At 57.2% G+C, this 25,082-nt stretch carries 21 protein-coding genes; 11 read left to right on the top strand and 10 right to left on the bottom strand.

Translation table 11 applies throughout. The features are described from left to right. Positions 1 to 26 precede the first annotated feature (26 nt). Positions 27 to 857: a glyoxylate bypass operon transcriptional repressor IclR gene (iclR, locus tag ACJBF3_RS17870; protein ID WP_047716688.1), complete on the bottom strand. Its 831-nt coding sequence runs from the start codon at positions 855 to 857 to the stop codon at positions 27 to 29. A gap of 193 nt (positions 858 to 1,050) precedes the next feature. Between iclR and metH the strand changes: the two genes are divergently transcribed. Together metH and ACJBF3_RS17860 are read left to right on the top strand one after the other, a co-directional pair. Next, a complete protein-coding gene (metH, locus tag ACJBF3_RS17865) occupies positions 1,051 to 4,734 on the top strand; it encodes a methionine synthase (protein WP_045328949.1) in 3,684 nt (1,227 codons plus the stop codon). Between the two features lie 216 nt (positions 4,735 to 4,950). Then, positions 4,951 to 6,582: a Na/Pi cotransporter family protein gene (locus tag ACJBF3_RS17860; RefSeq protein ID WP_045328947.1), complete on the top strand. Its 1,632-nt coding sequence runs from the start codon at positions 4,951 to 4,953 to the stop codon at positions 6,580 to 6,582. Here the strand turns inward: ACJBF3_RS17860 and ACJBF3_RS17855 are convergent. Continuing rightward, positions 6,579 to 6,866, bottom strand: coding sequence for an addiction module antidote protein (locus tag ACJBF3_RS17855; protein WP_045328982.1), 288 nt, complete (start codon positions 6,864 to 6,866; stop codon positions 6,579 to 6,581). The genes ACJBF3_RS17860 and ACJBF3_RS17855 overlap by 4 nt on opposite strands. Before the next feature lie 6 nt (positions 6,867 to 6,872). Further along, positions 6,873 to 7,175, bottom strand: coding sequence for a type II toxin-antitoxin system RelE/ParE family toxin (locus ACJBF3_RS17850; protein WP_045328946.1), 303 nt, complete (start codon positions 7,173 to 7,175; stop codon positions 6,873 to 6,875). 197 nt (positions 7,176 to 7,372) lie between these two features. Between ACJBF3_RS17850 and rluF the strand changes: the two genes are divergently transcribed. Then, positions 7,373 to 8,245, top strand: a complete 873-nt coding sequence (rluF, locus tag ACJBF3_RS17845) for a 23S rRNA pseudouridine(2604) synthase RluF (RefSeq protein ID WP_045328945.1) — start codon at positions 7,373 to 7,375, stop codon at positions 8,243 to 8,245. Here the strand turns inward: rluF and ACJBF3_RS17840 are convergent, their stop codons facing one another. The 3 genes from ACJBF3_RS17840 to lysC form a co-directional block, all read right to left on the bottom strand. After that, a complete protein-coding gene (locus tag ACJBF3_RS17840) occupies positions 8,246 to 8,518 on the bottom strand; it encodes a DUF3811 domain-containing protein (protein WP_045328943.1) in 273 nt (90 codons plus the stop codon). A gap of 50 nt (positions 8,519 to 8,568) precedes the next feature. Continuing rightward, positions 8,569 to 9,513, bottom strand: a complete 945-nt coding sequence (panS, locus tag ACJBF3_RS17835) for a ketopantoate/pantoate/pantothenate transporter PanS (protein ID WP_045328941.1) — start codon at positions 9,511 to 9,513, stop codon at positions 8,569 to 8,571. A 93-nt stretch (positions 9,514 to 9,606) separates the two neighbouring features. Further along, positions 9,607 to 10,956: a lysine-sensitive aspartokinase 3 gene (gene lysC / locus ACJBF3_RS17830; protein WP_045328939.1), complete on the bottom strand. Its 1,350-nt coding sequence runs from the start codon at positions 10,954 to 10,956 to the stop codon at positions 9,607 to 9,609. Positions 10,957 to 11,330: 374 nt separating this feature from the next. Between lysC and pgi the strand changes: the two genes are divergently transcribed. The 5 genes from pgi (at position 11,331) to ACJBF3_RS17805 (ending at position 17,122) form a co-directional block, all read left to right on the top strand. Then, positions 11,331 to 12,980: a glucose-6-phosphate isomerase gene (pgi, locus tag ACJBF3_RS17825; RefSeq protein ID WP_045328938.1), complete on the top strand. Its 1,650-nt coding sequence runs from the start codon at positions 11,331 to 11,333 to the stop codon at positions 12,978 to 12,980. Between the two features lie 367 nt (positions 12,981 to 13,347). After that, complete coding sequence (yjbE, locus tag ACJBF3_RS17820) at positions 13,348 to 13,590, top strand: exopolysaccharide production protein YjbE (protein ID WP_013095034.1); 243 nt, start codon at positions 13,348 to 13,350, stop codon at positions 13,588 to 13,590. Between the two features lie 63 nt (positions 13,591 to 13,653). Next, positions 13,654 to 14,292 carry a YjbF family lipoprotein gene (locus ACJBF3_RS17815; RefSeq protein ID WP_045328936.1) on the top strand — a complete coding sequence of 213 codons (639 nt, stop codon included), beginning with the start codon at positions 13,654 to 13,656 and terminating at the stop codon, positions 14,290 to 14,292. Then, the gene (locus ACJBF3_RS17810) at positions 14,289 to 15,026 is read left to right on the top strand and encodes a capsule biosynthesis GfcC D2 domain-containing protein (protein WP_072265634.1); all 738 of its coding nucleotides are present in this window, start codon (positions 14,289 to 14,291) and stop codon (positions 15,024 to 15,026) included. The genes ACJBF3_RS17815 and ACJBF3_RS17810 overlap by 4 nt, the downstream gene beginning before the upstream one ends. Next, a complete protein-coding gene (locus ACJBF3_RS17805) occupies positions 15,026 to 17,122 on the top strand; it encodes a YjbH domain-containing protein (protein WP_045328932.1) in 2,097 nt (698 codons plus the stop codon). Before ACJBF3_RS17810 ends, ACJBF3_RS17805 begins: the two co-directional genes overlap by 1 nt. 78 nt (positions 17,123 to 17,200) lie before the next feature. On the opposite strand, the gene ACJBF3_RS17800 is transcribed toward ACJBF3_RS17805, so the two are convergent. Next, complete coding sequence (locus tag ACJBF3_RS17800) at positions 17,201 to 17,653, bottom strand: acyltransferase (RefSeq protein ID WP_045328930.1); 453 nt, start codon at positions 17,651 to 17,653, stop codon at positions 17,201 to 17,203. Between the two features lie 96 nt (positions 17,654 to 17,749). Between ACJBF3_RS17800 and psiE the strand changes: the two genes are divergently transcribed. Then, a complete protein-coding gene (gene psiE, locus ACJBF3_RS17795) occupies positions 17,750 to 18,160 on the top strand; it encodes a phosphate-starvation-inducible protein PsiE (protein WP_021242727.1) in 411 nt (136 codons plus the stop codon). Between the two features lie 221 nt (positions 18,161 to 18,381). Here psiE and malG read toward each other — a convergent pair whose 3' ends face one another. From malG to malE, 3 genes are all read right to left on the bottom strand, one after another. Beyond that, positions 18,382 to 19,272: a maltose ABC transporter permease MalG gene (malG, locus tag ACJBF3_RS17790; RefSeq protein ID WP_045328928.1), complete on the bottom strand. Its 891-nt coding sequence runs from the start codon at positions 19,270 to 19,272 to the stop codon at positions 18,382 to 18,384. Positions 19,273 to 19,286: 14 nt separating this feature from the next. After that, entirely contained in the window at positions 19,287 to 20,831 is a 1,545-nt protein-coding gene (gene malF / locus ACJBF3_RS17785) for a maltose ABC transporter permease MalF (protein ID WP_045328927.1), read from the bottom strand. A gap of 121 nt (positions 20,832 to 20,952) precedes the next feature. Beyond that, a complete protein-coding gene (gene malE, locus ACJBF3_RS17780) occupies positions 20,953 to 22,143 on the bottom strand; it encodes a maltose/maltodextrin ABC transporter substrate-binding protein MalE (RefSeq protein ID WP_045328926.1) in 1,191 nt (396 codons plus the stop codon). Positions 22,144 to 22,513: 370 nt separating this feature from the next. Between malE and malK the strand changes: the two genes are divergently transcribed. Further along, positions 22,514 to 23,623 (top strand): maltose/maltodextrin ABC transporter ATP-binding protein MalK, encoded by a 1,110-nt coding sequence (gene malK, locus ACJBF3_RS17775; RefSeq protein ID WP_008500080.1) that lies wholly within the window; start codon positions 22,514 to 22,516, stop codon positions 23,621 to 23,623. Positions 23,624 to 23,694: 71 nt separating this feature from the next. Then, positions 23,695 to 25,008, top strand: coding sequence for a maltoporin (locus ACJBF3_RS17770; RefSeq protein ID WP_045328924.1), 1,314 nt, complete (start codon positions 23,695 to 23,697; stop codon positions 25,006 to 25,008). The last annotated feature ends 74 nt before the right edge of the window (positions 25,009 to 25,082 follow it).

The following is a 25,082-nucleotide window of genomic DNA, read 5'->3' as shown; positions in this document are numbered from 1 at the left end:
CGTAGCCGCCACCCGGCAAAACCCGCTTAGCGCATTCCACCGTACGCCAGCGTCACCTCTTTCGCCGCCTTAATCACCAGCGCACCTAACTCAGTCACGCGGTCGTCGGTCATGCGCGAAATCGGCCCGGAGATGGAGATAGCGGCAAACGGTTCGCGGTGCTCGTCAAAAATACAGGCCGCCAGGCAGCGCAGCCCCAGGGCATGTTCTTCATCATCAAACGAATAGCCTCGCTTGCGGGTCAGAGCCAGATCTTCTTTCAGATGCACGGGCGATACCAGCGTGGCGTGGGTATAGGCGTGTAGACCTTTACGGTGCAGCAGCCCCGTCACCTGCTCCTCGCTCAGCTGCGAGAGAAACGCTTTCCCCGCCCCGGACGCGTGCATCGGCAGCTTGCCGCCAATCGGTGCGGACATGCGCATCAGCTGCGTGCACTGCACCTGGTCGATAATGATGGCCTGATGGTCGCTATGGTCCAGCACCGCCAGGTTTACGGTCTCGCCGGACTCCTCCATCAGCTTGCGCAGTATCGGGTGCACAATCGCCAGCAGGTTGCGGCTCTGCAGGAAGCTGCTGCCGACGATAAACGCATGCGCGCCCACCGCCCAGTGCCCCAGCTCGCCAACCTGGCGGACAAAACCCAGCTGCTGCATGGTGGTCAGCAGGCGGTGCGTCGTGGAGTTCGGCAGGCCTGCCTGCTGGGCCAGCTCCGTCAGGGCCACGCTGCTGTGCGACTCGGCTATCCACTCCAGCAGCTTCAAACCGCGCGTGAGCGATTGAACCTGTCCGCCCTGTTGTGCAGCGGCGGGTGTGGCAGCAGGTTTTCTGCCGCGTTTAGCGGGAACGGTCGCGACCATGACGATCTCCTTTTTCTGTATCGTGGAAATCATTTTCGTTTTATTTGGTGAATTTGCAACCGTTATCCTGACTGATCGGAGGAGTGATGGTGAACATGTCTCATGTTACCGCTGCGCGACTTTTCCACCCTCTGAGATTGTGCCAGTATGGAGCGCAGCCTTTTGGCCTTGTTGAGCGTTGTCGGGAGCAAGTGTGAGCAGCAAAGTAGATCAACTGCGTGCGCAGTTAAATGAACGAATTCTGGTGCTGGACGGCGGCATGGGCACCATGATCCAGGGCTATCGTCTCAGTGAAGACGATTTCCGCGGTGAACGCTTTGCCGACTGGCCGTGCGACCTGAAAGGGAACAACGACCTGCTGGTGCTCAGCAAGCCGTCCGTTATTAAGGATATCCACAACGCCTACTTCGAAGCGGGTGCGGATATTATTGAAACCAACACCTTTAACTCGACAACCATCGCCATGGCGGATTACCAGATGGAATCCCTGTCGGCGGAAATCAACCTGGAAGCCGCGAAGCTGGCGCGCGCCTGTGCCGACGAATGGACGGCCCGCACGCCGGACAAACCGCGCTACGTTGCCGGGGTGCTTGGACCAACCAACCGCACCGCCTCAATCTCACCGGACGTCAACGACCCGGCATATCGTAATATCACCTTTGACCAGCTGGTTACGGCCTACCGTGAATCGACCAAAGCGCTGGTGGAAGGCGGTTCCGATCTGATTCTGATTGAAACGGTTTTCGACACCCTCAACGCCAAAGCCGCTATCTATGCGGTAAAAGAAGAGTTCGAGGCGCTGGGCGTTGACCTGCCGATCATGATTTCCGGCACCATTACCGACGCCTCTGGCCGCACCCTGTCCGGCCAGACAACCGAAGCGTTCTATAACTCTCTGCGCCACGCCGACGCGCTCTCCTTCGGCCTGAACTGCGCGCTGGGGCCGGATGAACTGCGCCAGTACGTGCAGGAGCTGTCGCGCATTGCGGAATGCTACGTCACCGCGCACCCGAATGCCGGTCTGCCAAACGCCTTTGGTGAATACGATCTCGACGCCGACACCATGGCGGCGCAAATCCGCGAGTGGGCCGAGTCTGGCTTCCTGAACATCGTCGGCGGCTGCTGCGGCACCACGCCGGAGCACATCGCCGCCATGAGCAACGCCGTGGCCGGGCTGCCGCCGCGCAGGCTGCCCGAGCTTCCCGTTGCCTGTCGTCTGTCCGGCCTTGAGCCGTTGACCATCGGCGACGACAGCCTGTTTGTGAACGTGGGTGAGCGTACTAACGTCACCGGCTCCGCGAAGTTCAAACGCCTGATCAAAGAAGAGAAGTACAGCGAAGCGCTGGACGTTGCCCGCCAGCAGGTGGAAAGCGGCGCGCAGATTATCGATATCAACATGGATGAGGGGATGCTCGACGCCGAGGCGGCGATGGTGCGTTTCCTCAACCTGATTGCCGGTGAGCCGGACATCGCCCGCGTGCCGATCATGATCGACTCCTCCAAATGGGACGTCATCGAAAAGGGGCTGAAGTGCATTCAGGGTAAAGGCATCGTCAACTCCATCTCGATGAAAGAGGGCGTGGATATCTTCATCCACCACGCGAAAATGGTCCGCCGCTACGGTGCCGCCGTGGTGGTAATGGCCTTTGACGAAGTGGGCCAGGCCGATACCCGCGAGCGCAAAATAGAAATTTGCCGCCGCGCGTACAAGATTTTGACCGAAGAGGTGGGCTTCCCGCCGGAAGACATCATCTTTGACCCAAACATCTTCGCCGTGGCGACCGGCATCGAAGAGCATAATAACTATGCTCAGGACTTTATCGGCGCGTGCGAGGACATTAAGCGCGAGCTGCCGCATGCCCTCATCTCCGGCGGCGTGTCGAACGTGTCATTCTCGTTCCGCGGCAATGACCCGGTGCGTGAAGCGATCCACGCCGTGTTCCTCTACTACGCCATTCGTAACGGGATGGACATGGGGATCGTTAACGCCGGCCAGCTGGCCATTTACGACGACCTGCCGGCCGAACTTCGCGACGCGGTAGAAGACGTGATCCTTAACCGCCGCGACGACGCCACCGAGCGCATGCTGGACCTGGCGGAGAAATACCGCGGCAGCAAGTCGGATGAATCGGCCAACGTTCAGCAGGCCGAGTGGCGTTCCTGGGACGTGAAGAAGCGTCTGGAATATTCGCTGGTAAAAGGCATCACCGAGTTTATCGAGCAGGACACCGAAGAGGCGCGCCAGCAGTCAGCCCGCCCGATTGAGGTGATAGAAGGCCCGCTGATGGACGGCATGAACGTGGTCGGCGATCTGTTCGGCGAGGGCAAAATGTTCCTGCCGCAGGTGGTGAAATCCGCCCGCGTGATGAAGCAGGCCGTGGCGTACCTGGAGCCGTTTATCGAGGCCAGCAAGGAGAAAGGTTCCAGCAACGGCAAAATGGTCATCGCTACCGTGAAGGGCGACGTGCACGACATCGGCAAAAACATCGTCGGCGTGGTGCTGCAGTGTAATAACTACGAAATTATCGACCTGGGCGTCATGGTTCCGGCGGATAAAATCCTTAAGACCGCGCGCGAGGTGAACGCCGACCTGATTGGCCTTTCCGGGCTGATCACGCCGTCTCTGGACGAAATGGTCAACGTGGCGAAAGAGATGGAGCGCCAGGGCTTCACCATTCCGCTGCTGATCGGCGGCGCGACCACCTCCAAAGCGCACACGGCGGTGAAAATCGAGCAGAACTACAGCGGGCCGACGGTGTACGTGCAGAACGCGTCGCGCACGGTGGGCGTGGTCTCCGCGCTGCTCTCTGATACCCAGCGCGACGAGTTTGTTGCGCGCACCCGCAAAGAGTACGAAACCGTCCGCATCCAGCACGGGCGCAAGAAGCCCCGCACGCCGCCCGTTTCTCTTCAGGCGGCGCGCGACAACGATCTGGCGTTCGACTGGTCCAGCTATACGCCGCCGGTGGCGCACCGCCTGGGCGTTCAGGAGGTCAGCGCCAGCATCGAAACGCTGCGCAACTACATCGACTGGACGCCGTTCTTTATGACCTGGTCGCTGGCGGGCAAATACCCGCGTATCCTGGAAGATGAGGTGGTGGGTGAAGAGGCGAAGCGCCTGTTTAAAGACGCCAACGCGATGCTCGACACGCTGAGCGCGGAGAAAACCCTCAACCCGCGCGGCGTCGTGGGCCTGTTCCCGGCGAACCGCGTGGGTGACGACATCGAAATTTACCGCGATGAGACCCGCACCCACGTGCTGGCGGTCAGCCGCCATTTGCGCCAGCAAACTGAAAAAGTGGGCTTCGCCAACTACTGCCTGGCCGATTTCGTGGCGCCGAAGCTGAGTGGTAAAGCCGACTATATCGGCGCCTTTGCGGTAACCGGCGGTCTGGAAGAAGATGCCCTGGCGGACGCGTTCGACGCGCAGCACGATGATTACAATAAAATCATGGTGAAAGCGATTGCCGACCGCCTGGCGGAAGCCTTCGCCGAGTACCTTCACGAGCGCGTGCGCAAGGTGCACTGGGGCTACGCGGCGAACGAGAACCTCAGCAATGAGGATCTGATCCGCGAAAATTACCAGGGCATCCGCCCGGCACCGGGATACCCGGCCTGCCCGGAACACACCGAAAAAGGCACCATCTGGAAACTGCTGGACGTGGAAGCGCATACCGGGATGAAGCTCACCGAGTCGTTCGCCATGTGGCCTGGCGCGTCCGTGTCAGGCTGGTACTTCAGCCACCCGGACAGCAAGTACTTTGCCGTGGCGCAGCTGCAGCGCGATCAGATCGAAGATTACGCCCTACGCAAAGGCATGAGCGTGTCAGAAGTGGAGCGCTGGCTGGCCCCGAATCTCGGCTACGACGCCGACTAAAATCACTTTTCCTTACAACAAACAGGGCGCTCATTGGGCGCCCTGTCTCTTTCTTACGTTTAAACCCTTATACTGAAAGAAGGTTCTTATCTTTTGCCCGGTGGCGCTGCGCTTACCGGTCCTGTGCGTAGGCCGGATAAGGCGTAGCCGCCATCCGGCAAGACCGCGCGCAGTAAACCTCAGGAAAACACATAACGATAAGGAGGAACACTTTCCGTGCTGACGTTGTTACACCTGCTTTCCGCAGTCGCACTGCTCGTATGGGGCACCCATATCGTCCGTACCGGCGTGATGCGCGTCTTTGGCGCGCGCTTACGTACCGTTCTCAGCAGCAGCGTTGAGAAGAAGCCGCTCGCCTTCTGCGCGGGCATAGGCGTCACGGCGCTGGTTCAGAGCAGCAACGCCACAACCCTGCTCGTCACCTCTTTTGTGGCGCAGGATCTGGTGGCGCTGGCCCCTGCGCTGGTTATTGTGCTGGGGGCCGACGTGGGTACCGCGCTGATGGCGCGTATCCTGACGTTTGACCTCTCCTGGCTGTCGCCGCTGCTGATTTTTATCGGCGTCATTTTCTTCCTTGGCCGCAAGCAGACCCGCGCCGGGCAGCTTGGGCGCGTGGGGATTGGCCTGGGGCTGATCCTGCTGGCGCTCGAACTGATTGTGCAGGCGGTGACCCCGATAACCCAGGCCAACGGCGTTCAGGTCATCTTCGCCTCCCTGACCGGGGACATCATGCTCGACGCGCTTATTGGCGCGGTGTTTGCCATCGTCAGCTACTCCAGCCTGGCGGCGGTCCTGCTGACGGCGACCTTAACCGCCGCCGGAGCAATATCCTTCCCGGTCGCGCTGTGTCTGGTGATCGGGGCTAACCTCGGCTCTGGCCTGCTGGCGATGCTCAACAACAGCGCTGCCAACGCCGCCGCCCGCCGCGTGGCGCTCGGCAGCCTGCTGTTTAAGCTGGTGGGCAGCCTGATAATCCTGCCCTTTGTGCACCCGCTGGCGAACGTGATGGACAGCCTCCCGCTGCCGAAGGCGGAGCTGGTGATCTATTTCCACGTGTTCTACAACCTGGTGCGCTGCCTGGCGATGGTGCCTTTTGCGGCGCCGATGGCCCGCTTCTGCGAACGTCTCATTCAGGATGAACCGGAGCTGGATGCGCGCCTGAAGCCGAAGCATCTGGATACGTCCGCGCTGGATACCCCGGCGCTGGCGCTGGCAAATGCCGCGCGCGAGACGCTGCGCATGGGCGACGCAATGGAAACCATGCTCGAAGGCCTGCAAAAGGTGATGCACGGCGAGCCGCGTGAAGAGAAAGAGCTGCGCCGATTAGCGGACGATATCAACGTGCTTTATACCGCCATTAAGCTCTATCTGGCGCGCATGCCGCAGGACGAGCTGGCGGAGGAGGAGTCCCGCCGCTGGGCGGAAATCATTGAGATGTCGCTTAACCTTGAACAGGCCTCCGATATCGTTGAGCGCATGGGCAGCGAGATCGCCGATAAATCGCTGGCCGCACGCCGGGCGTTCTCCGGGGAAGGCCTGAAGGAGCTGGAAGCGCTCCACGAACAGCTGCTGAGCAACCTGAAGCTGGCGATGCTGGTCTTCTTCTCCAGCGACGTGCCGAGCGCGCGACGCCTGCGACGCAACAAGCATCGTTTCCGCATTCTGAACCGCCGCTACTCGCACGCCCACGTAGAGCGCCTGCATCAGCAGAACGTACAAAGTATCGAGACCAGCTCTCTGCATCTGGGACTGCTGGGGGATATGAAGCGTCTCAACTCGTTGTTCTGCGCGGTGGCCTATAGCGTGATGGAACAGCCGGATGAAGACGACGAGCGGGATGAGTATTAATCTCCGGCGTGTTTGAGTGTTAGCCCAAAACCCAATGCTTTCATTACCGCGAGCGTGGTTTTTAGCGTTGGGTTTCCTTTATCACTTAATGACCGATAAAGCTGCTCACGCGACAAGCCGGTTTGCTGTGAAATGTTCGACATTCCTTTGGCTCGTGCGACAACACCAAGGGCTTTAGCGATATACGTCGAGTCGCCTGTTTCTAGTGCATCAGCGATAAACACGGCGATTTCCTCGTCATCCACCAACGCGTTGGCGGGATCGTAAGGTGTTAATTTATGCATGCTCATTCACTCCTGCCATTGGGATACATTGCTCAGCATTTTTGCCATCAGTATGTCTCTGTCCTGGCTGCTTTTGTCACCACCGCATAACAGAACGATGATGTAATTGCCCTGGTCTTTAAAATAGATTCTGTAGCCCGGACCAAAGTGGATCCTTAGCTCGCTTATACCTTCTCCCACGGGTTTAACGTCGCCCGCTAAGCCATTTGCCAACCGAAAGAGGCGGGAAGCGATAATGGTCTTCGCTCGTCGATCTTTTAAGTTTTGCTCCCAGCGTCGGAAGGATTCTGTTTGAACAATTTCCTTCATATTACTCCCTGTGATTTATAAACTACAAACACTTCTACATGGAGAGTAAAACTAAAAGGCTTGAACACATGGGTAAATGACAGGACGTAAAATCCTGAAAGCGTCTCGCAAACTTAAAAACCCGTCTCAGTTACCGTCGGCTAATCTTTTTTTCCAGCCCGTACCTAAGGTATATTTCGCCCTTCACAGGAGAAACTATGCTGCCAACTCAATCAACCCGATTAAACAAATACATTAGCGAGAGCGGGATCTGCTCACGTCGCGAGGCTGACCGTTACATTGAACAAGGTAACGTGTTTCTTAACGGCAAACGCGCCACGATCGGCGATCAGGTGGTGCCTGGCGACGTGGTTAAAGTGAATGGTCAGGTCATCGAACCGCGTGATGCCGAAGACCTGGTGTTTATCGCGTTGAACAAACCGGTTGGGATTGTCAGCACCACGGAGGACGGCGAGCGGGACAACATCGTTGATTTCGTGAACCACAGCAGCCGTATCTTCCCGATTGGCCGTCTGGATAAAGATTCGCAGGGGCTGATTTTCCTCACCAACCACGGCGATCTGGTCAACAAAATTCTGCGAGCCGGTAACGACCACGAGAAAGAGTACATTGTGACGGTGAATAAGCCGGTCACGGACGACTTTATTCGCGGCATGGGCGCCGGCGTGCCGATCCTCGGTACCGTCACGAAAAAGTGTAAGGTGAAAAAAGAGGCGCCGTTCGCGTTTCGCATTACCCTGGTACAGGGCTTAAACCGCCAGATTCGCCGCATGTGCGAGCACTTCGGTTATGAAGTGACGAAGCTTGAGCGCACGCGCATCATGAACGTCAGCCTGACCGGCATTCCGCTGGGCGAATGGCGTGACCTGACGGATGATGAACTGATCGAGCTGTTCAAGCTTATCGAGAACTCCTCGTCCGAAGCGAAGCCGAAGGCCAGAGCAAAACCGAAAGCTCAGGCGATTAAACGCCCGGTGGTGAAGGCGCCGCAGGCGGAAGAGAAAGGGCGAGGCAAGCCGGGCAACGGAAAACGCTTTACCCAGCCGGGACGCAAAAAGAAAGGGCGCTGATTAGCGCCTTCCACGGGTAGAGGTACTGGCCGACCACGAAAAGGTGGCCTCTGCATCGGGTTTATAAGCCTGCTCTTTTTTCAGCTTGCGGGCTTTCTTCGCCTCGGCGTCGCGCTGCGCCATCAGCTTATCGATGTACTCTTTTTTAACCTGATTGGTTTCGGCATTCGTCAGCGTGCGGCCATGCGCGATGCGGGCGCGGTCGAGAAGCGTTTTCAGTTCGCGCTGCTCGGCTTCGGTCATGTCTTTCTGGGTCAAACGTGGTGTCGCCATTGCTGAAGCCTCCTGATAGGGAGGCTTCAGTGTAAAGCAAGCCGCGTCAATTAACCCTGCTTCACCGCATCTTTTTTCGTTTGCTCGTCAATTGGTTTGCCGGACCAGTAGCCCGCCAGCAGGGAGCCGGAGAGGTTATGCCAGACGGAGAACAGCGCGCCAGGCAGGGCCGCCAGCGGGGAGAAGTAAAGTTTACCGAGCGCCGCCGCCAGGCCGGAGTTCTGCATGCCCACCTCGATTGCCAGCGTGCGGCAGGTTGATTCGTCAAAGCCGAACAGCTTCCCGCCCCAGTAGCCACCCAGCAGGCCAACGGTGTTATGCAGCACCACCGCGACGATCACCACAAACCCGACGGAAGCAATATGCGATGCAGAACCGGCCACCACGGCGCTGATGATCGCCAGAATACAGACCATCGAAAACGCGGGCAGGTACGGTTCAACCCCTTTGACCACGCGCGGGAAAAGATGGTGAATGACTAGCCCCAGCGCAATCGGGATCACCACAATCTGCAGAATGCTCAGCAGCATGCCCATCACGTCCACCTGGATATGCGCGTCCACGTACAGGCGGGTTAACAGCGGCGTGGCAATCACGCCCACCAGCGTGGAAACGGATGAAATAGTGACGGAGAGCGCCACGTCACCTTTCGCCAGATAGATCATGACGTTGGACGCCGTGCCGCTGGCCACGCTGCCCACCAGCACCATCCCGGCGGAGAGGTCGGGCGGCATCTTAAAGGCCATCGCCAGCAGCCACGCCGCGAGCGGCATCACCAGGTAGTGCAGAAATATTCCTGCCGCGACGGGCGCAGGGCGAGACAGCACGCGTTTAAAGTCGTCGATTTTCAGATGCACACCCATACCGAACATGATCAGCATCAGCAGCGTGGTGACCCACGGGCCAATGCCGGTGAACGTGGTGGGCGTGTAATACGCGAGTACGGAGAGCAGCAGCGCCCATAACGGGAACAGCCGCGTGATGGCGGATAACATAGTGGATTCCTTGCAGTATTGTCGTGTTGTTTAGTTGTAAAAAAGCCGGGTCTGCGCCCGGCTTATTGATATTGTTTAACGTGCTAACGAATTTTATTCAAACAAATTCTGATGAAGTTTCTGCACGACCTGCTCGGCCTGATCGGCCGGGACCAGGAAGCAGAGGTTATAGCTGGATGCGCCGTAGCAAATCATGCGGATGTTGAACGGGTCGAGCACGCCAAACACCTCTTTGCCTACGCCGCAGGCGCGCGACAGCTTGTTGCCAATGATGGCAACCAGCGCCAGGTCTTCTTCCACTTCCACGCGGCACAGTTCAGACAGCTCAATCAGCAGCGACTGGGTCAGCAGCGTGTCGCCGGTGGAGGTCGAGCCGGTGGTATCCAGCGTCAGCGCAATGCTCACTTCAGAGGTGGTGATCAGATCCACCGAGATATTGTGGCGCGCGAGAATGCCAAACACTTCCGCCAGGAAGCCGCGAGAGTGCAGCATATTATGGCTGTGCAGCGTCACCAGCGTCTGGCGACGGCGCAGGGCCAGGGCGCGGAACAGCGGCGGGTTTTCCGTTTTCTTGCAGACCAGCGTCCCGCCCGCTTTCGGATCTTTGCTGGAGCCGACGAAGACCGGAATATCGCTACGCACGGCAGGCAGCAGCGTGGCCGGGTGCAGCACCTTCGCGCCGAAGGTGGCCATTTCCGCCGCCTCTTCAAAGGCGATCACATCAATACGTTTCGCCGCGGAAACGACGCGCGGGTCGGTGGTGTAAATGCCCGGAACGTCAGTCCAGATATCCACGCGCGTGGCGTGCAGGGCTTCACCCAGCAGCGCGGCGGTGTAGTCGCTGCCGCCGCGGCCAAGCGTGGTGGTGCGGCCTTTGGCTTCACTGCCGATAAAGCCCTGGGTGATCACGATGCCGTCTGCCAGACGCGGGGCCAGCTGCTGACTGGTCAGCTCCGCCAGCGCCTCAACGTCCGGCTCGGCGCGGCCAAAGCGGTCGCTGGTGCGCATAATTTTACGCACGTCAAACCACTGCGCCTGAACGCTACGCTCGCGCATGATTTCAACAAACAGCAGGGTGGACATCAGCTCGCCGTGGCTGACCAGCTCGTCGGTCAGGGCGGTGGAGGTGGCCAGAGACGCCGCTTCTGCCAGGGTGGTGATATTTTCCAGCAGGCGTTCCACTTCTTCGCGGATCACGTTCGGGTTCTGCAGACGCTCAAGGATGTTGAACTGAATTTTGCGCAGTGCATCCAGCTTAACGAAACGTTCTGTCGCTTCCAGTCCTTCAGACAGAGAAACCAGCAGGTTCGTCACCCCGGCGGAGGCAGACAGCACCACCAGGCGGGTATTCGGATCGGCCAGCACCACATCGGCGCTGCGGTTCATGGCATCGTAATCGGCCACACTGGTGCCGCCAAATTTGGCGACCACAAAACTCGTCATAACAACCTCGTGTCAGGGAATGAATAAGCGACCTTGGCACAAGAGTGAAACGAAAACAGGTGCAGGCGCAAAATACGGCCCTATAAATAAAATGCGGGGGAGGTCCTGTCAATGCTGGGATTATGCGGATTTTTTATGGGGGGGTACCCCTGAGAAACAGGACTTATAACAGCGCCAGATTTTATGCTCCGTTTTACCCCATTTTGACCGACATTTCGCCGCCCCGGGAAGGCGCTTCAGCAGCTATACTTTTCGGGTCTTTTCACCTGTGTTTGATGCAGGCCAGGGCAATGGCATAAAAACCATCACAATTTTTATTTGCAGGCGCTACAATCGACCGCAGTCACAATTCTCAAATCAGAAGAGTATTGCTAATGAAAAACATCAACCCAACGCAGACCGCTGCCTGGCAGGCACTCCAGAAACATTTTGATGAAATGAAAGACGTCACCATCGCGGATCTGTTCGCGAAAGATGCCGATCGTTTCTCTAAGTTCTCCGCGACCTTCGACGACCTGATGCTGGTGGATTTCTCTAAAAACCGCATTACCGAAGAGACGCTGGCAAAGCTGCAGGATCTGGCGAAAGAAACCGAGCTGGCGGACGCCATCAAATCCATGTTCTCCGGTGAGAAAATTAACCGCACCGAAGACCGTGCCGTGCTGCACGTGGCCCTGCGTAACCGTAGCAATACGCCAATCATCGTTGACGGCAAAGACGTCATGCCGGAAGTGAACGCGGTGCTGGAAAAGATGAAAACCTTCTCCGAAGCGATTATCTCCGGCAGCTGGAAAGGCTATACCGGCAAAGCGATCACCGACGTGGTAAACATCGGTATCGGCGGTTCTGACCTCGGTCCGTTCATGGTGACCGAAGCGCTGCGTCCGTACAAAAACCACCTCAATATGCATTTCGTGTCTAACGTCGACGGTACCCACATCGCTGAAGTGCTGAAGAACGTGAACCCGGAAACCACGCTGTTCCTGGTGGCGTCCAAAACCTTCACCACTCAGGAAACCATGACCAACGCCCACAGCGCGCGCGACTGGTTCCTGAAAACCGCGGGCGACAACAAGCACGTGGCGAAACACTTCGCGGCGCTGTCCACCAACGGTAAAGCGGTCAGCGAGTTCGGCATTGATACCGCGAATATGTTCGAGTTCTGGGACTGGGTCGGCGGCCGCTACTCTCTGTGGTCTGCGATTGGCCTGTCCATCATCCTGTCCGTGGGCTTCGACAACTTCGTTGAGCTGCTCTCCGGCGCGCACGCGATGGATAAACACTTCTCCACGACCGCACCAGAGAAAAACCTGCCGGTGCTGCTGGCGCTGATCGGTATCTGGTACAACAACTTCTTCGGCGCTGAAACCGAAGCGATCCTGCCGTATGACCAGTATATGCACCGCTTTGCGGCCTACTTCCAGCAGGGCAACATGGAATCCAACGGTAAATACGTTGACCGTAACGGCAACGCGGTGGATTACCAGACTGGCCCAATCATCTGGGGCGAGCCGGGTACCAACGGTCAGCATGCCTTCTACCAGCTGATCCACCAGGGCACCAAAATGGTACCGTGCGATTTCATCGCCCCGGCTATCACCCATAACCCGCTGTCTGACCACCATCCGAAGCTGCTGTCGAACTTCTTCGCGCAGACCGAAGCGCTGGCGTTTGGTAAATCCCGTGAAGTCGTTGAGCAGGAATACCGTGACCAGGGTAAAGATCCGGCTACCCTGGAGCACGTTGTGCCGTTCAAAGTGTTCGAAGGCAACCGCCCAACCAACTCTATCCTGCTGCGCGAAATCACGCCGTTCAGCCTGGGCGCGCTGATTGCCCTGTACGAGCACAAAATCTTCACGCAGGGCGCGATCCTGAACATCTTCACCTTTGACCAGTGGGGCGTTGAACTGGGCAAACAGCTGGCAAACCGTATTCTGCCAGAGCTGGGTGACGATAAAGCGATTACCAGCCACGACAGCTCGACAAATGGTCTGATCAACCGTTATAAAGCCTGGCGTGCGTAATTAAAACGCTATGAAAACGTGCCGGCTTAATGCCGGCATTTTTTTATCGGATAATTCCTGATGTCTGTTAGTTAACTTAAATTCTGGCTCTGAGTTTAATCCGAAAAAGACGCTTAACCCGTTAATTGCTGCGGTTTATTTTAAGAAAATACGCAGAAGATAAATAATATGTTTATATTATAAATCATTGTTTTGTATGAATTATTTATTTTTATTATTTGCCTTTCATTTCTGTTTTATCCATTAATCTGAAAACCTTACCCCTATTTCCCCGTACGGCAAACCCACGGCTTGAGTTGTGTATACTCGATTCCGCCTGAAATTCTTTTCGGGCAAATCTCCATTCATTCATTGAAGGGAAATTGTTATGAAGAAAGTACTGTATGGCATTTTCGCCATATCTGCGCTTGCGGCGACATCTGTCTATGCGGCTCCGGTTCAGGTCGGGGAAGCAGCAGGGTCGGCAGCGACGTCTGCGTCTGCGGGAAGTTCTACCGCAGCCAGCACCAGCACCGTAAGTTCAGCCGTGGGTGTCGCGCTGGCGGCAACCGGTGGCGGTGATGGCTCCAACACCGGAACCACGACCACCACGACAACCAGCACCCAGTAATAGCGGGTGTTTTAATCATAACCACACTTCGGTGTGGTTATTTCGCCCCTTCGGAGAAGAGTCGTGAAGCGACCTGCAATCATTCTGATTTGCCTGCTGCTGCAGGCGTGCTCGGCCACCACTAAAGGGCTGGGACATTCCCTGTGGGAAAGCCTGTTCGGCACACCGGGCGTGCATCTGACCGATGACGAACTGCAAAACATGCCTTATGCCAGCCAGTACATGCAGCTTAACGATGGCCCGCAGCTGTTTGTGGTGCTCGCTTTCGATGAAAACGGGCAGCAGAAATGGGTGACGCAGGATCAGGCCACCATCGTGACGCAGCATGGCCGCATAGTGAAAACGCTGCTCGGCGGCGACAACCTGCTGGAGGTGAATAATGTCGCCGACGACCCGCTGATCAAGCCGAACCAGATCGTCGACGGCGCAGGCTGGACGCGCACGATGGGCTGGACCGAACACAAGCAGGTGCGTTACGCCACGGCGCGCTCGACCTTTCGCTGGGACGGCACCGACAGCGTGAAGGTCGGCAGCGACGAAACGCAGGTTCGCGTGCTGGATGAAGAGGTCACCACCGACCAGGCCACCTGGCACAACCGCTTCTGGATCGACGAGGAAGGGCATATCCGCCAGTCCTTGCAGTATCTCGGTGCCGGATTCTTCCCGGTGAAAACCACGCTGATCAAGGCCGCAAAATCATGAGAAGAATTATCCGCGTTGCGCTAATTGCGAGCCTTGCAACCCCTGCGGCATGGTCCGCAGGGACGGTGAAGGTTTACACGCCGGACAGTGAAAAACCGAAAACGCTGACCCACGCCGAGCATCTGCTCGATCTCGTCGGGCAGCCAAGGCTTGCCAACAGCTGGTGGCCGGGCGCGGTAATCGCCGAACGGCAGAAGACTATTGAAGCGGAACAGCAGCACAAGGCGCTTCTTGCCAGGCTGACGGGGCTGGCGGAGCAGGAAGACGGCGACGATGCGGCGGCCATTAACAGCGTCCGCCAGCAGCTGCAGGCGCTGAAGGTGACGGGCCGTCAGACGGTGAATCTTGACCCGGACGAGGTGCGCGTTACGGAAAACGGCAACCCGACGCTGGAAGGGGAGTATACGCTCTGGCTTCCGGCGAAGCCGACGACGGTGACCGTGATGGGGCTTATCAGCAGCCCGGGTAACAAGCCCTTTACGCCGGGACGCGACGTGGCGAGCTATCTCGACGAGCAGAGCCTGCTGAGCGGTGCCGATAACAGCTACGCCTGGGTGGTTTACCCTGACGGGCATACGCAAAAAGCGCCGGTGGCTTACTGGAACAAGCGCCATATCGAACCTATGCCGGGCAGCATCATTTTTGTCGGTTTTGCCGACCATTTCTGGACGAAGGCGTATGACGGGCTTAACGCCGATATCCTTCACTCCCTGATTCAGCGGATACCGGAATAATGAAAAGAACCTATCTCTACAGCATGCTGGCGCTCTGCGTGAGTGCCGCCTGCCATGCAGAAACGTATCCGGCACCCGTTGGCCCGTCTCAGTCAGACTTCGGCGGCGTCGGTTTACTGCAAACCCCCACCGCGCGGATGGCGCGCGAAGGGGAAATCAGCCTTAACTACCGCGATAACGACCAGTACCGCTACTACTCGGCGTCGGTGCAGCTGTTTCCGTGGCTTGAAACCACGCTGCGCTATACCGACGTGCGCACGAAACAGTACAGCAGCGTGGAGGCGTTCTCCGGCGATCAGACCTACAAAGATAAAGCCTTCGACCTTAAGCTGCGCCTGTGGGAAGAGAGCTACTGGATGCCGCAGGTCTCCGTGGGGGCCAAAGATATCGGCGGGACCGGCCTGTTTGACGCGGAATACATTGTGGCCAACAAAGCCTGGGGGCCGTTCGATTTCTCGCTCGGGCTGGGCTGGGGCTATCTGGGCACCAGCGGCAACGTAAAAAACCCGTTATGCTCCTACAGCGATAAATATTGCTACCGCGATAACAGCTATAAAAAAGCCGGTTCAATTAACGGCGATCAGATGTTTCACGGCCCGGCGTCGCTGTTTGGCGGCGTGGAATACCAGACGCCGTGGCAGCCGCTGCGCCTGAAGCTGGAGTACGAAGGGAATGACTATTCCCAGGAGTTCGCCGGGAAGATTGAGCAAAAGAGCAAGTTTAACGTCGGCGCCATTTATCGCGTCGCCGACTGGGCCGACGTTAACCTCAGCTACGAGCGCGGCAATACGGTGATGTTTGGCTTCACGCTGCGCACCAACTTTAACGACATGCGGCCGCACTACAATGATAACGCGCGGCCTGCCTACCGGCCGGAGCCGCAGGATGCCATTTTGCAGCACTCCGTGGTGGCAAACCAGCTGACGCTGCTTAAATACAATGCCGGTCTGGCGGATCCAAAGATTCAGACCAAAGGCGATACGCTTTACGTCACCGGCGAGCAGGTGAAATACCGCGACTCGCGCGAAGGGATCGAGCGCGCCAACCGGATCGTCATGAACGATCTGCCGGAGGGGATCCGCACGATCCGCGTGACGGAAAACCGCCTCAACCTGCCACAGGTCACCACCGAAACGGACGTTGCCAGCCTGAAGCGCCACCTGGAAGGCGAACCGCTCGGGCACGAAACCGAGCTGGTGCAAAAACGCGTTGAGCCGGTTGTGCCCGAGACCACCGAGCAGGGCTGGTATATCGACAGATCGCGCTTCGATTTCCATATCGATCCGGTGCTGAACCAGTCCGTCGGCGGGCCGGAAAACTTCTACATGTATCAGCTGGGCGTCATGGCGACGGCGGATCTGTGGCTCACCGACCACCTGCTGACCACCGGCAGCCTGTTCGGCAACATTGCCAACAACTACGACAAGTTCAACTACACCAACCCGCCAAAAGACTCGACGCTGCCGCGCGTGCGTACCCGCGTGCGTGAATACGTGCAGAACGATGCCTACGTGAATAACCTGCAGGCCAACTACTTCCAGTACTTCGGCAACGGCTTCTACGGCCAGGTGTACGGCGGGTATCTGGAAACCATGTACGGCGGCGCGGGGGCGGAAGTGCTTTATCGCCCTGTCGACAGCAACTGGGCGTTCGGGATTGACGCCAACTACGTCAAGCAGCGCGACTGGCGCAGCGCCCAGGACATGATGAAGTTCACCGACTACAGCGTCAAAACGGGCCATCTGACCGCCTACTGGACGCCGTCGTTCGCGCCTGACGTGCTGGTAAAAGCCAGCGTCGGCCAGTACCTGGCGGGCGATAAGGGCGGCACGCTGGATATCTCTAAACACTTCGACAGCGGCGTTGTGGTGGGCGGCTATGCCACCATCACCAACGTCTCGCCGGACGAATACGGGGAAGGGGACTTCACCAAAGGGGTCTACGTGTCGATTCCGCTGGATCTGTTCTCCTCAGGCCCAACCCGCAGCCGTGCGGCGGTTGGCTGGACGCCGCTGACGCGTGACGGCGGTCAGCAGCTTGGACGCAAGTTCCAGCTGTATGACATGACGAGCGATAAGAATATTAACTTCCGCTAATGCTTCACGCCGGGCGGCACTGCGTTTGCCCGGCCTACGGTTTTTGTAGGCCCGGTAAGCGCAGCGCCACCGGGCGAATCACAAGCGGCGCAGCAGCCTCGCCGGGTTACCGGCATAGACACCTTTCTCGACGATCGATTTGGTCACCACGCTTCCCGCGCCAATCACCGCGCCATCGCAGATGGAGACCGCAAGGATGGTGGCACCGCTGCCTATCGATACGTCATTCCCCACGGTAATGCGTCCCCAGCTGTTCCGGTCAGCATTGGGTTTGCCTTCGCGGAACATATCGTTGGCAAACATCACGCCATGGCCAACAAAGCAACGCTTACCGATGGTCACATACTCACAGATGAAGGTGTGCGACTGAATTTTGCTGTCGTCACCAATGCAGGTATTGCCCTGGATTTCAACAAACGGGCCGACGAACACGCGGTTGCCGAGCACGCAGTCATAAAGATTGGCGGGTTCGTAAAGGGTGACATTTTCACCACAGGTTACGTTGCGTACCCCGGTTGGTTTACGATCCATCGGTTACCTCCCTACATAAAACATAATTAAAAAATATAGATCTCCGTCACATTTTTGCGTTATACAGAAACCTCGCCCTGGAGAATGAGGTGCTGTATGACATCCCTGACTCGCCCGCGCGTTGAGTTTATCTCAACTGTCCTCCAGACCGTGCTGAACCTCGGTCTGTTGAGCCTTGGCCTGATACTGGTCGTCTTTTTGGGTAAAGAGACGGTGCATCTGGCGGATGTGCTGTTTGCCCCTGAACAAACCAGCAAATATGCGCTGGTGGAAGGCCTGGTGGTCTACTTTCTCTACTTTGAATTTATCGCCCTGATTGTGAAGTATTTTCAGTCCGGCTTTCACTTCCCGCTGCGCTATTTTGTCTACATTGGGATCACCGCGATAGTGCGGCTGATCATCGTCGATCATAAATCTCCCCTCGACGTCCTGATCTACTCGGCGGCGATCCTGCTGCTGGTGATCACCCTCTGGCTGTGTAATTCGAAGCGGCTGAAGCGCGAATAAAAAATGGCGGCCCGGAGGCCGCCTAACAACAGTCACAAGTTTACTCTTCATATTTTACGCTGCTGATGCGTTGGCTGCGTTCGCTCACCCCAGTCACTTACTTTAGTAAGCTCCTGGGGATTCACTCACTTGCCGCCTTCCAGCACCGCAAAATATTTTGAGTATTGGGTCAATACAATACGTCTAAAGTTGAGGGTTGCAGTGGCATAACAAAATGAAACTTAACCTTTCACACCGCCCGCCGTCAGGCCGTTAACCAGCCAGCGCTGCGCCAGCAGGAACACCACGGTTATCGGGATGGCAGAGAGTACGGCCGCCGCGGCAAAGTCGCCCCACAGGTAGTTTTGCGGGTTGAGGTATTGCTGCATACCCACGGCCAGGGTGTAGCTGTTCACATCGCGCAGCAGCAGCGACGCGACGGGCACTTCGGTGATGGCGGCGATAAACGACAGGATAAACACCACCGCCAGAATCGGCACCGACAGCGGCAGAAGTACGAGGCGGAACGCCTGCCACGGCGTTGCACCATCCAGCGCGGCCGCTTCTTCCAGCGAGCCATCGATGGTTTCGAAATAGCCTTTAATTGTCCATACGTGCAGCGCGATGCCGCCAAGATAGGCGAAGATCACGCCGCCATGGGTGTTCAGACCGATAAACGGCACGTACTGGCCCAGGCGGTCAAATAAGGCATACAGCGCCACCAGCGACAGCACGGCCGGGAACATCTGGAAAATCAGCATCCCTTTCAGCAGCGTCGCTTTGCCCGGGAAGCGCATGCGGGCGAAGGCGTAAGCGCAGGTGGTGGAAAGCGCGACGATACCCACGGCGGTAATGCCTGCAATTTTCACCGAGTTCCACAGCCACAGCAGCACCGGGAACGGCGGCGGCGTGACGCGGCCATCCGCGTGTTCCACGCTGAAGCCCAGCGCCAGCTTCCAGTGCTCCCAGGAGATTTCGTCCGGGATCAGGCTCCCGGTGGCGAAGTTACCGGAACGCAGAGAGATGGCGATAACCATCAGCAGCGGGAACATGATCGCCGCGATAAAAATCAGCAGGCCTAAGTGCGTCGCCAGGAGGCGCAGCTTCTGAGATTTGGGTTGGACCATAGCCATTATCGTTATCTCCCTTAATCAAATTTTATGCGCGTAGCTTTAAGGTTCACAATCGCCAGGGCGCCCACCAGCAGGAAGATCAGGGTGGCAATCGCCGCCGCCAGACCGAAGTCCTGACCGCCGCCGCCTTCGAAGGCGATACGGTAGGTGTAGCTCACGAGCAGGTCGGTATAGCCCGCTGGCGTGGTGGTGCCAAGGCGGTCCGGGCCGCCGTTGGTCAACAGCTGAATCAGCACGAAGTTATTGAAGTTAAAGGCGAAGCTGGCAATCATCAGCGGCGTCAGCGGCTTAATGAGCAGCGGCAGCGTAATCTTGAAGAAGTTCTGGAACGGACCCGCGCCGTCCATTGCCGAAGCTTCGTACAGGTCGTCCGGGATAGCCTTCAGCAGCCCCATGCACAGGATCATCATGTACGGATAGCCCAGCCAGGTGTTGACGATGATGATCATCGAGCGGGCGGTGGTCGGGTCGCTGAACCAGGCCGGTTTGATACCGAACAGCGCGCTCAGCATCATGTTGATTTCACCGAAGCTCTGGTTGAACAGCCCTTTGAAAATCAGTATCGAGATAAATGACGGTACGGCATACGGCAGAATCAGCAGCACGCGGTAAATCGCTTTGCCCTTCAGGGATTCCCACTGCACCAGACAGGCCAGCACCATGCCTACGGCCACGGTCAGGATCACGGTCAGCACCGAGAAGACCACCGTCCAGACGAAGATGGCGAAGAACGGTTTCTGGATGCCTTCGTCGGTAAATACGCGGGTAAAGTTGTCCCAGCCGATGGTGACGGTGTAGCCCGGGCTGAGCTTGTCATCACCCCATTTGCCGTCGGCGGTAATGGACTGATAGAAACCGATGTCGTTGTTCGGGCGATACTTCACGCCGCTCTGGTTATTCGTCAGCGTGCCGTCATTTGCCAGGGTATAGAGCGGCTGCGTGCCGGAGAACTGGCGCAGCGAGCTCATGGTCACTTTGCTCTCATCTGGCAGCACGGCGGTGAGCTGGGTCAGCGCCTGACGGTTCTGGGTAATCACGCGCAGGTTGGCGCGTTCGCCTTCCGGCAGGGCTGGCGCCTCTTTTAAGGCCAGCTTCTGCTCGCCGCCAAATTTGAAGGCGTCGGAGACATAGTATTTCCCGCTTGCATCGTCAGTAAGCGCTAACTTCCAATCGTTGCCGGCAGGATACAGGCCGAAGTTAAAGGTCTTGCCTGCCTGGTATGAGCGGTCCAGCAGAACCTGCTGCGCGCGCTCTTGCGCAAGCTGGTTGGTGCTGCTGTAGTTGGTAAACGCAATGGCGATGGTGCAAATCAGCGGGAACAGGACAAACAGCCCCATCCCGGCCACGCCCGGATAGACGTAGCGCCAGGCATAGGCTTTACGGTTGGCGAAAATATACAGGCCAGCAGAGCTCAGGATCAGCGTCATGATGGCGAACAGATATTCCCCTTGTACGTACATTAAAACAACAAGGTAACCCACCAGCAGACACAGCAGACCGATCGCTGACCATTTCAGCGCGTCGCTTTGCCACCAGTGCTTCTTTTTAATGACATCCATGGGGTTATTCCTCTACAACGGTGGAAACTTTTCGTCAGGTGGCGCTGCGCTTACCTGACCTACGGATCGTGCCGTAGTCGTAAGGCGGGTTAGCGCACGCGCCACCCGCCGTTTATCAGACTTACTTAGCAATACGGCCCTGCGCATCTTTCAGCGCGGCATCGACAGTCTGACGACCGCTTGCTGCGTTGATAACCGCGGTACGGGTGGCATACCAGAAAGCGGACATCTGTGGGATGTTCGGCATGATTTCGCCTTTCTGGGCGTTATCCATGGTAGCCGCGATACGCGGGTCTTTCGCCAGCTGATCCTGGAAGGATTTCAGCGCGACGGCGCCCAGCGGTTTGTCCTTGTTCACTTCATCCAGACCCTGATCGGTCAGCAGGTAGTTTTCCAGGAACTCTTTCGCCAGCTCTTTGTTCGGGCTGGCAGCGTTGATGCCTGCGCTCAGCACGCCAACGAACGGTTTAGACGGCTTGCCTTTGAAGGTTGGCAGCAGCGTTACGCCATAGTTGATTTTGCTCTTGTCGATGTTGGTCCAGGCCCACGGACCGTTGATGGTCATCGCCGTTTCGCCTTTGTTGAACGCCGCTTCCGCGATGGAGTAGTCGGTATCCGCGTTCATGTGTTTGTTCTTGATCAGATCGATCAGGAAGGTCAGACCCGCTTTCGCGCCCGCATTGTCTACGCCCACGTCTTTCACGTCATACTTGCCGTTTTCAAACTTGAACGCGTAACCGCCGTCGGCAGCAATCAGCGGCCAGGTGAAGTACGGTTCTTGCAGGTTGAACATCAGGGCGGATTTACCTTTCGCCTTCAGCTCTTTATCCAGTTTCGGGATCTCTTCCCAGGTTTTCGGTGGGTTTGGCACCAGGTCTTTGTTGTAAATCAGAGACAGGGCTTCAACCGCGATAGGATAAGCAATCAGCTTGCCGTTGTAGCGCACGGCGTCCCAGGTGAACGGGAACAGCTTGTCCTGGAACGCTTTGTCTGGCGTCACTTCAGCCAGCAGGCCAGACTGCGCGTAGCCACCGAAACGGTCATGCGCCCAGAAGATGATGTCCGGGCCATCGCCGGTTGCTGCAACCTGCGGGAATTTCTCTTCCAGCTTGTCCGGGTGTTCTACGGTCACTTTGATGCCGGTATCTTTCTCGAATTTTTTGCCCACTTCGGCCAGGCCGTTATAGCCTTTGTCGCCGTTAATCCAGATAACCAGTTTGCCTTCTTCAATTTTGGCGAGCGCCGGTGCGGAAATCATCATTGCTGCGAGGGCGGACAATGCGAAAACGCGTGCGCCAGTCTTGATATTCATAGCTGCCATCCTTTTTGGTGATGTCTCGTGGTATGACTTCAGTGGTTCAACGTGTTTCAGTCTCCTTATTTGACATCCTCTTTCCATCCTCCCAACCCCTACGCCCCACCCCCCGTTTGTGTGATCTCCGTTGCATAAATTTAAGTTATGAGTGCTGGCGCACATAAAAACCCACCGAATTTTGCAGGCGGCTTCACGAATTTTGCCTCAGCCCGCCCACGGCGGTCGCAGAGCCTGCTCTCTCATCCTCCCGCCTCCTCCCCCATAAAAAAGCCGGGGGGTGGAGGATTCAGGAAAGTAATGGATACCCCATAGTGAACTTATCTTGAATGTTTCTGTCGGCGACAGGTTGTAACGAAGGGAGAAGGGCATGGCGAGCGTACAGCTGCGTAATGTAACGAAAGCCTGGGGTGACGTTGTGGTGTCGAAAGACATCAATCTGGACATCCACGAAGGCGAATTCGTGGTGTTTGTTGGCCCATCAGGCTGTGGTAAATCAACCCTGCTGCGTATGATTGCCGGTCTTGAAACCATCACCAGCGGCGACCTGCTGATCGGTGATACCCGAATGAATGACATCCCGCCTGCCGAACGCGGCGTCGGTATGGTATTCCAGTCTTATGCACTCTATCCCCACCTTTCCGTTGCCGAAAATATGTCCTTTGGCCTGAAGCTGGCCGGCGCGAAGAAAGAGGTGATTAACCAGCGCGTGACGCAGGTGGCAGAAGTGCTGCAGCTGGCGCACCTGCTAGAGCGTAAGCCAAAAGCGCTTTCTGGCGGTCAGCGTCAGCGCGTGGCGATTGGCCGTACGCTGGTGGCCGAACCGCGCGTGTTCCTGCTTGATGAGCCTCTCTCTAACCTGGATGCCGCCCTGCGCGTCCAGATGCGTATCGAAATCTCCCGTCTGCACAAGCGTCTTGGCCGCACGATGATTTACGTCACCCACGATCAGGTCGAAGCGATGACCCTCGCCGACAAAATCGTGGTGCTGGATGCCGGTCGCGTGGCGCAGGTGGGTAAACCGCTGGAGCTGTACCACTACCCGGCAGACCGCTTTGTTGCGGGCTTTATTGGCTCGCCAAAGATGAACTTCCTGCCGGTCAAAGTGACCGCGACAGCCATTGAACAGGTACAGGTGGAGCTGCCAAACCGTCAGCAGGTCTGGCTGCCGGTCGACAGCGCCAACGTACAGGTGGGGGCAAACATGTCCCTCGGTATTCGTCCTGAGCACCTGCTGCCGAGCCACATCGCCGATGTGACGCTGGAAGGTGAGGTTCAGGTCGTCGAACAGCTTGGTCACGAAACACAGATTCATATCCAGATCCCCGCCATCCGTCAGAACCTGGTCTACCGCCAGAACGACGTGGTGTTGGTAGAAGAGGGTGCCACATTCGCTATCGGTTTGCCGCCAGAGCGCTGCCATCTGTTCCGTGAGGATGGCACTGCATGTCGTCGGTTGCATAAAGAGCCAGGCGTTTAAGCAATCCCAAAAGAAGACACGAAGCCGACAGGTGAAGTGTTCAAAGAAAAGCAATGATCTCAGGAGATAGAATGATGATTACTCTGCGCAAACAAGTCCCTCTGGCAATCGCCATTGCGGCAGGCATCCTGTCTGCCCAGGCGGGCGCCGTGGACTTTAAAGGTTATGCTCGTTCCGGCATCGGCTGGACCGGTAGTGGCGGTGAACAGCAGTGCTTCCAGGCAACAGGTGCTCAAAGTAAATACCGTCTTGGTAACGAATGTGAAACCTACGCCGAACTGAAGCTGGGCCAGGAAGTGTGGAAAGAGGGCGATAAGAGCTTCTACTTCGACACCAACGTTGCGTATTCCGTCTCTCAGCAGAACGACTGGGAATCCACCAGCCCAGCCTTCCGTGAAGCTAACGTGCAGGGTAAAAACCTCATTGACGCACTGCCAGGTTCCACCATCTGGGCCGGTAAGCGCTTCTATCAGCGTCATGACGTTCACATGATCGACTTCTACTACTGGGATATTTCAGGTCCTGGTGCGGGTATCGAAAACATCGACCTGGGCTTCGGTAAGCTCTCTCTGGCTGCAACCCGCTCTTCTGAAGCTGGCGGCTCAGCGACCTTTGCCGATCGTGATGCGCTGGGTAACCGTATTTACGACAACCTGGTACCGAACGATGTCTTCGACGTCCGTTTAGCACAGATGCAGGTCAACGAAGGCGGTACGCTGGAGTTCGGTGTTGATTATGGTCACACCAATATTCCAGATGACTACTACCTGCAGCCTGGCGCGTCTAAAGACGGCTGGATGTTCACGGCTGAACACACCCAGAGCATGCTGAAGGGCTTTAACAAGTTTGTGCTGCAGTACGCAACTGACTCTATGACCTCCAACGGCAAGGGCCGTCCGGAAGGCGGCAGCATCAACAACAACGGCGACATGTGGCGCGTGCTGGACCACGGTGCGATCTCTCTGGGCGACTCCTGGGATCTGATGTACGTGGGTATGTACCAGGACATCAACCTGGACAACAACAACGGTACTAAGTGGTGGACCGTCGGTGTCCGTCCTATGTACAAATGGACGCCAATCATGAGTACCCTGCTTGAAGTGGGCTACGACAACGTTAAGTCTCAGAAAACTAACGACACCAACAACCAGTACAAAATTACCCTGGCACAGCAATGGCAGGCTGGCGACAGCATCTGGTCCCGTCCGGCGATCCGTGTCTTCGCAACCTATGCGAAATGGGATGAGAAATGGGGCTACGCGAACAGCAACTCCGGTGCTGGCTATGACTCTGGTGTTGCGTACAGCGATACTTCCGCAAAAACCTTCAGCCGCGGCGACTCTGACGAGTGGACCTTCGGTGCCCAGATGGAAATCTGGTGGTAATTCGTTAGACCTGACGTAATGACCTGAAAGAGGGGCGCAAGCCCCTCTCTCCTTAGGGTACTGCGCGCTATTGC

This window comes from Enterobacter sp. PP-008-ECC_S150, from assembly GCF_045257065.1.
Lineage (GTDB): Bacteria > Pseudomonadota > Gammaproteobacteria > Enterobacterales > Enterobacteriaceae > Enterobacter > Enterobacter chengduensis.
This window is presented reverse-complemented; position numbering and strand designations above follow the sequence as displayed.

What these genes read in the sequence shown, in the direction of transcription:
- ACJBF3_RS17810 (WP_072265634.1), top strand. Translation starts at nt 14,289, where the DNA reads ATGAGAAGAATTATCCGCGTTGCGCTAATTGCGAGCCTTGCAACCCCT.
- iclR (WP_047716688.1), bottom strand. Translation starts at nt 857, where the DNA reads ATGGTCGCGACCGTTCCCGCTAAACGCGGCAGAAAACCTGCTGCCACA.
- panS (WP_045328941.1), bottom strand. Translation starts at nt 9,513, where the DNA reads ATGTTATCCGCCATCACGCGGCTGTTCCCGTTATGGGCGCTGCTGCTC.
- malK (WP_008500080.1), top strand. Translation starts at nt 22,514, where the DNA reads ATGGCGAGCGTACAGCTGCGTAATGTAACGAAAGCCTGGGGTGACGTT.
- malG (WP_045328928.1), bottom strand. Translation starts at nt 19,272, where the DNA reads ATGGCTATGGTCCAACCCAAATCTCAGAAGCTGCGCCTCCTGGCGACG.
- yjbE (WP_013095034.1), top strand. Translation starts at nt 13,348, where the DNA reads ATGAAGAAAGTACTGTATGGCATTTTCGCCATATCTGCGCTTGCGGCG.
- psiE (WP_021242727.1), top strand. Translation starts at nt 17,750, where the DNA reads ATGACATCCCTGACTCGCCCGCGCGTTGAGTTTATCTCAACTGTCCTC.
- lysC (WP_045328939.1), bottom strand. Translation starts at nt 10,956, where the DNA reads ATGACGAGTTTTGTGGTCGCCAAATTTGGCGGCACCAGTGTGGCCGAT.
- ACJBF3_RS17855 (WP_045328982.1), bottom strand. Translation starts at nt 6,866, where the DNA reads ATGCATAAATTAACACCTTACGATCCCGCCAACGCGTTGGTGGATGAC.
- malF (WP_045328927.1), bottom strand. Translation starts at nt 20,831, where the DNA reads ATGGATGTCATTAAAAAGAAGCACTGGTGGCAAAGCGACGCGCTGAAA.
- ACJBF3_RS17805 (WP_045328932.1), top strand. Translation starts at nt 15,026, where the DNA reads ATGAAAAGAACCTATCTCTACAGCATGCTGGCGCTCTGCGTGAGTGCC.
- ACJBF3_RS17800 (WP_045328930.1), bottom strand. Translation starts at nt 17,653, where the DNA reads ATGGATCGTAAACCAACCGGGGTACGCAACGTAACCTGTGGTGAAAAT.
- ACJBF3_RS17850 (WP_045328946.1), bottom strand. Translation starts at nt 7,175, where the DNA reads ATGAAGGAAATTGTTCAAACAGAATCCTTCCGACGCTGGGAGCAAAAC.
- rluF (WP_045328945.1), top strand. Translation starts at nt 7,373, where the DNA reads ATGCTGCCAACTCAATCAACCCGATTAAACAAATACATTAGCGAGAGC.
- ACJBF3_RS17840 (WP_045328943.1), bottom strand. Translation starts at nt 8,518, where the DNA reads ATGGCGACACCACGTTTGACCCAGAAAGACATGACCGAAGCCGAGCAG.
- pgi (WP_045328938.1), top strand. Translation starts at nt 11,331, where the DNA reads ATGAAAAACATCAACCCAACGCAGACCGCTGCCTGGCAGGCACTCCAG.
- malE (WP_045328926.1), bottom strand. Translation starts at nt 22,143, where the DNA reads ATGAATATCAAGACTGGCGCACGCGTTTTCGCATTGTCCGCCCTCGCA.
- ACJBF3_RS17770 (WP_045328924.1), top strand. Translation starts at nt 23,695, where the DNA reads ATGATGATTACTCTGCGCAAACAAGTCCCTCTGGCAATCGCCATTGCG.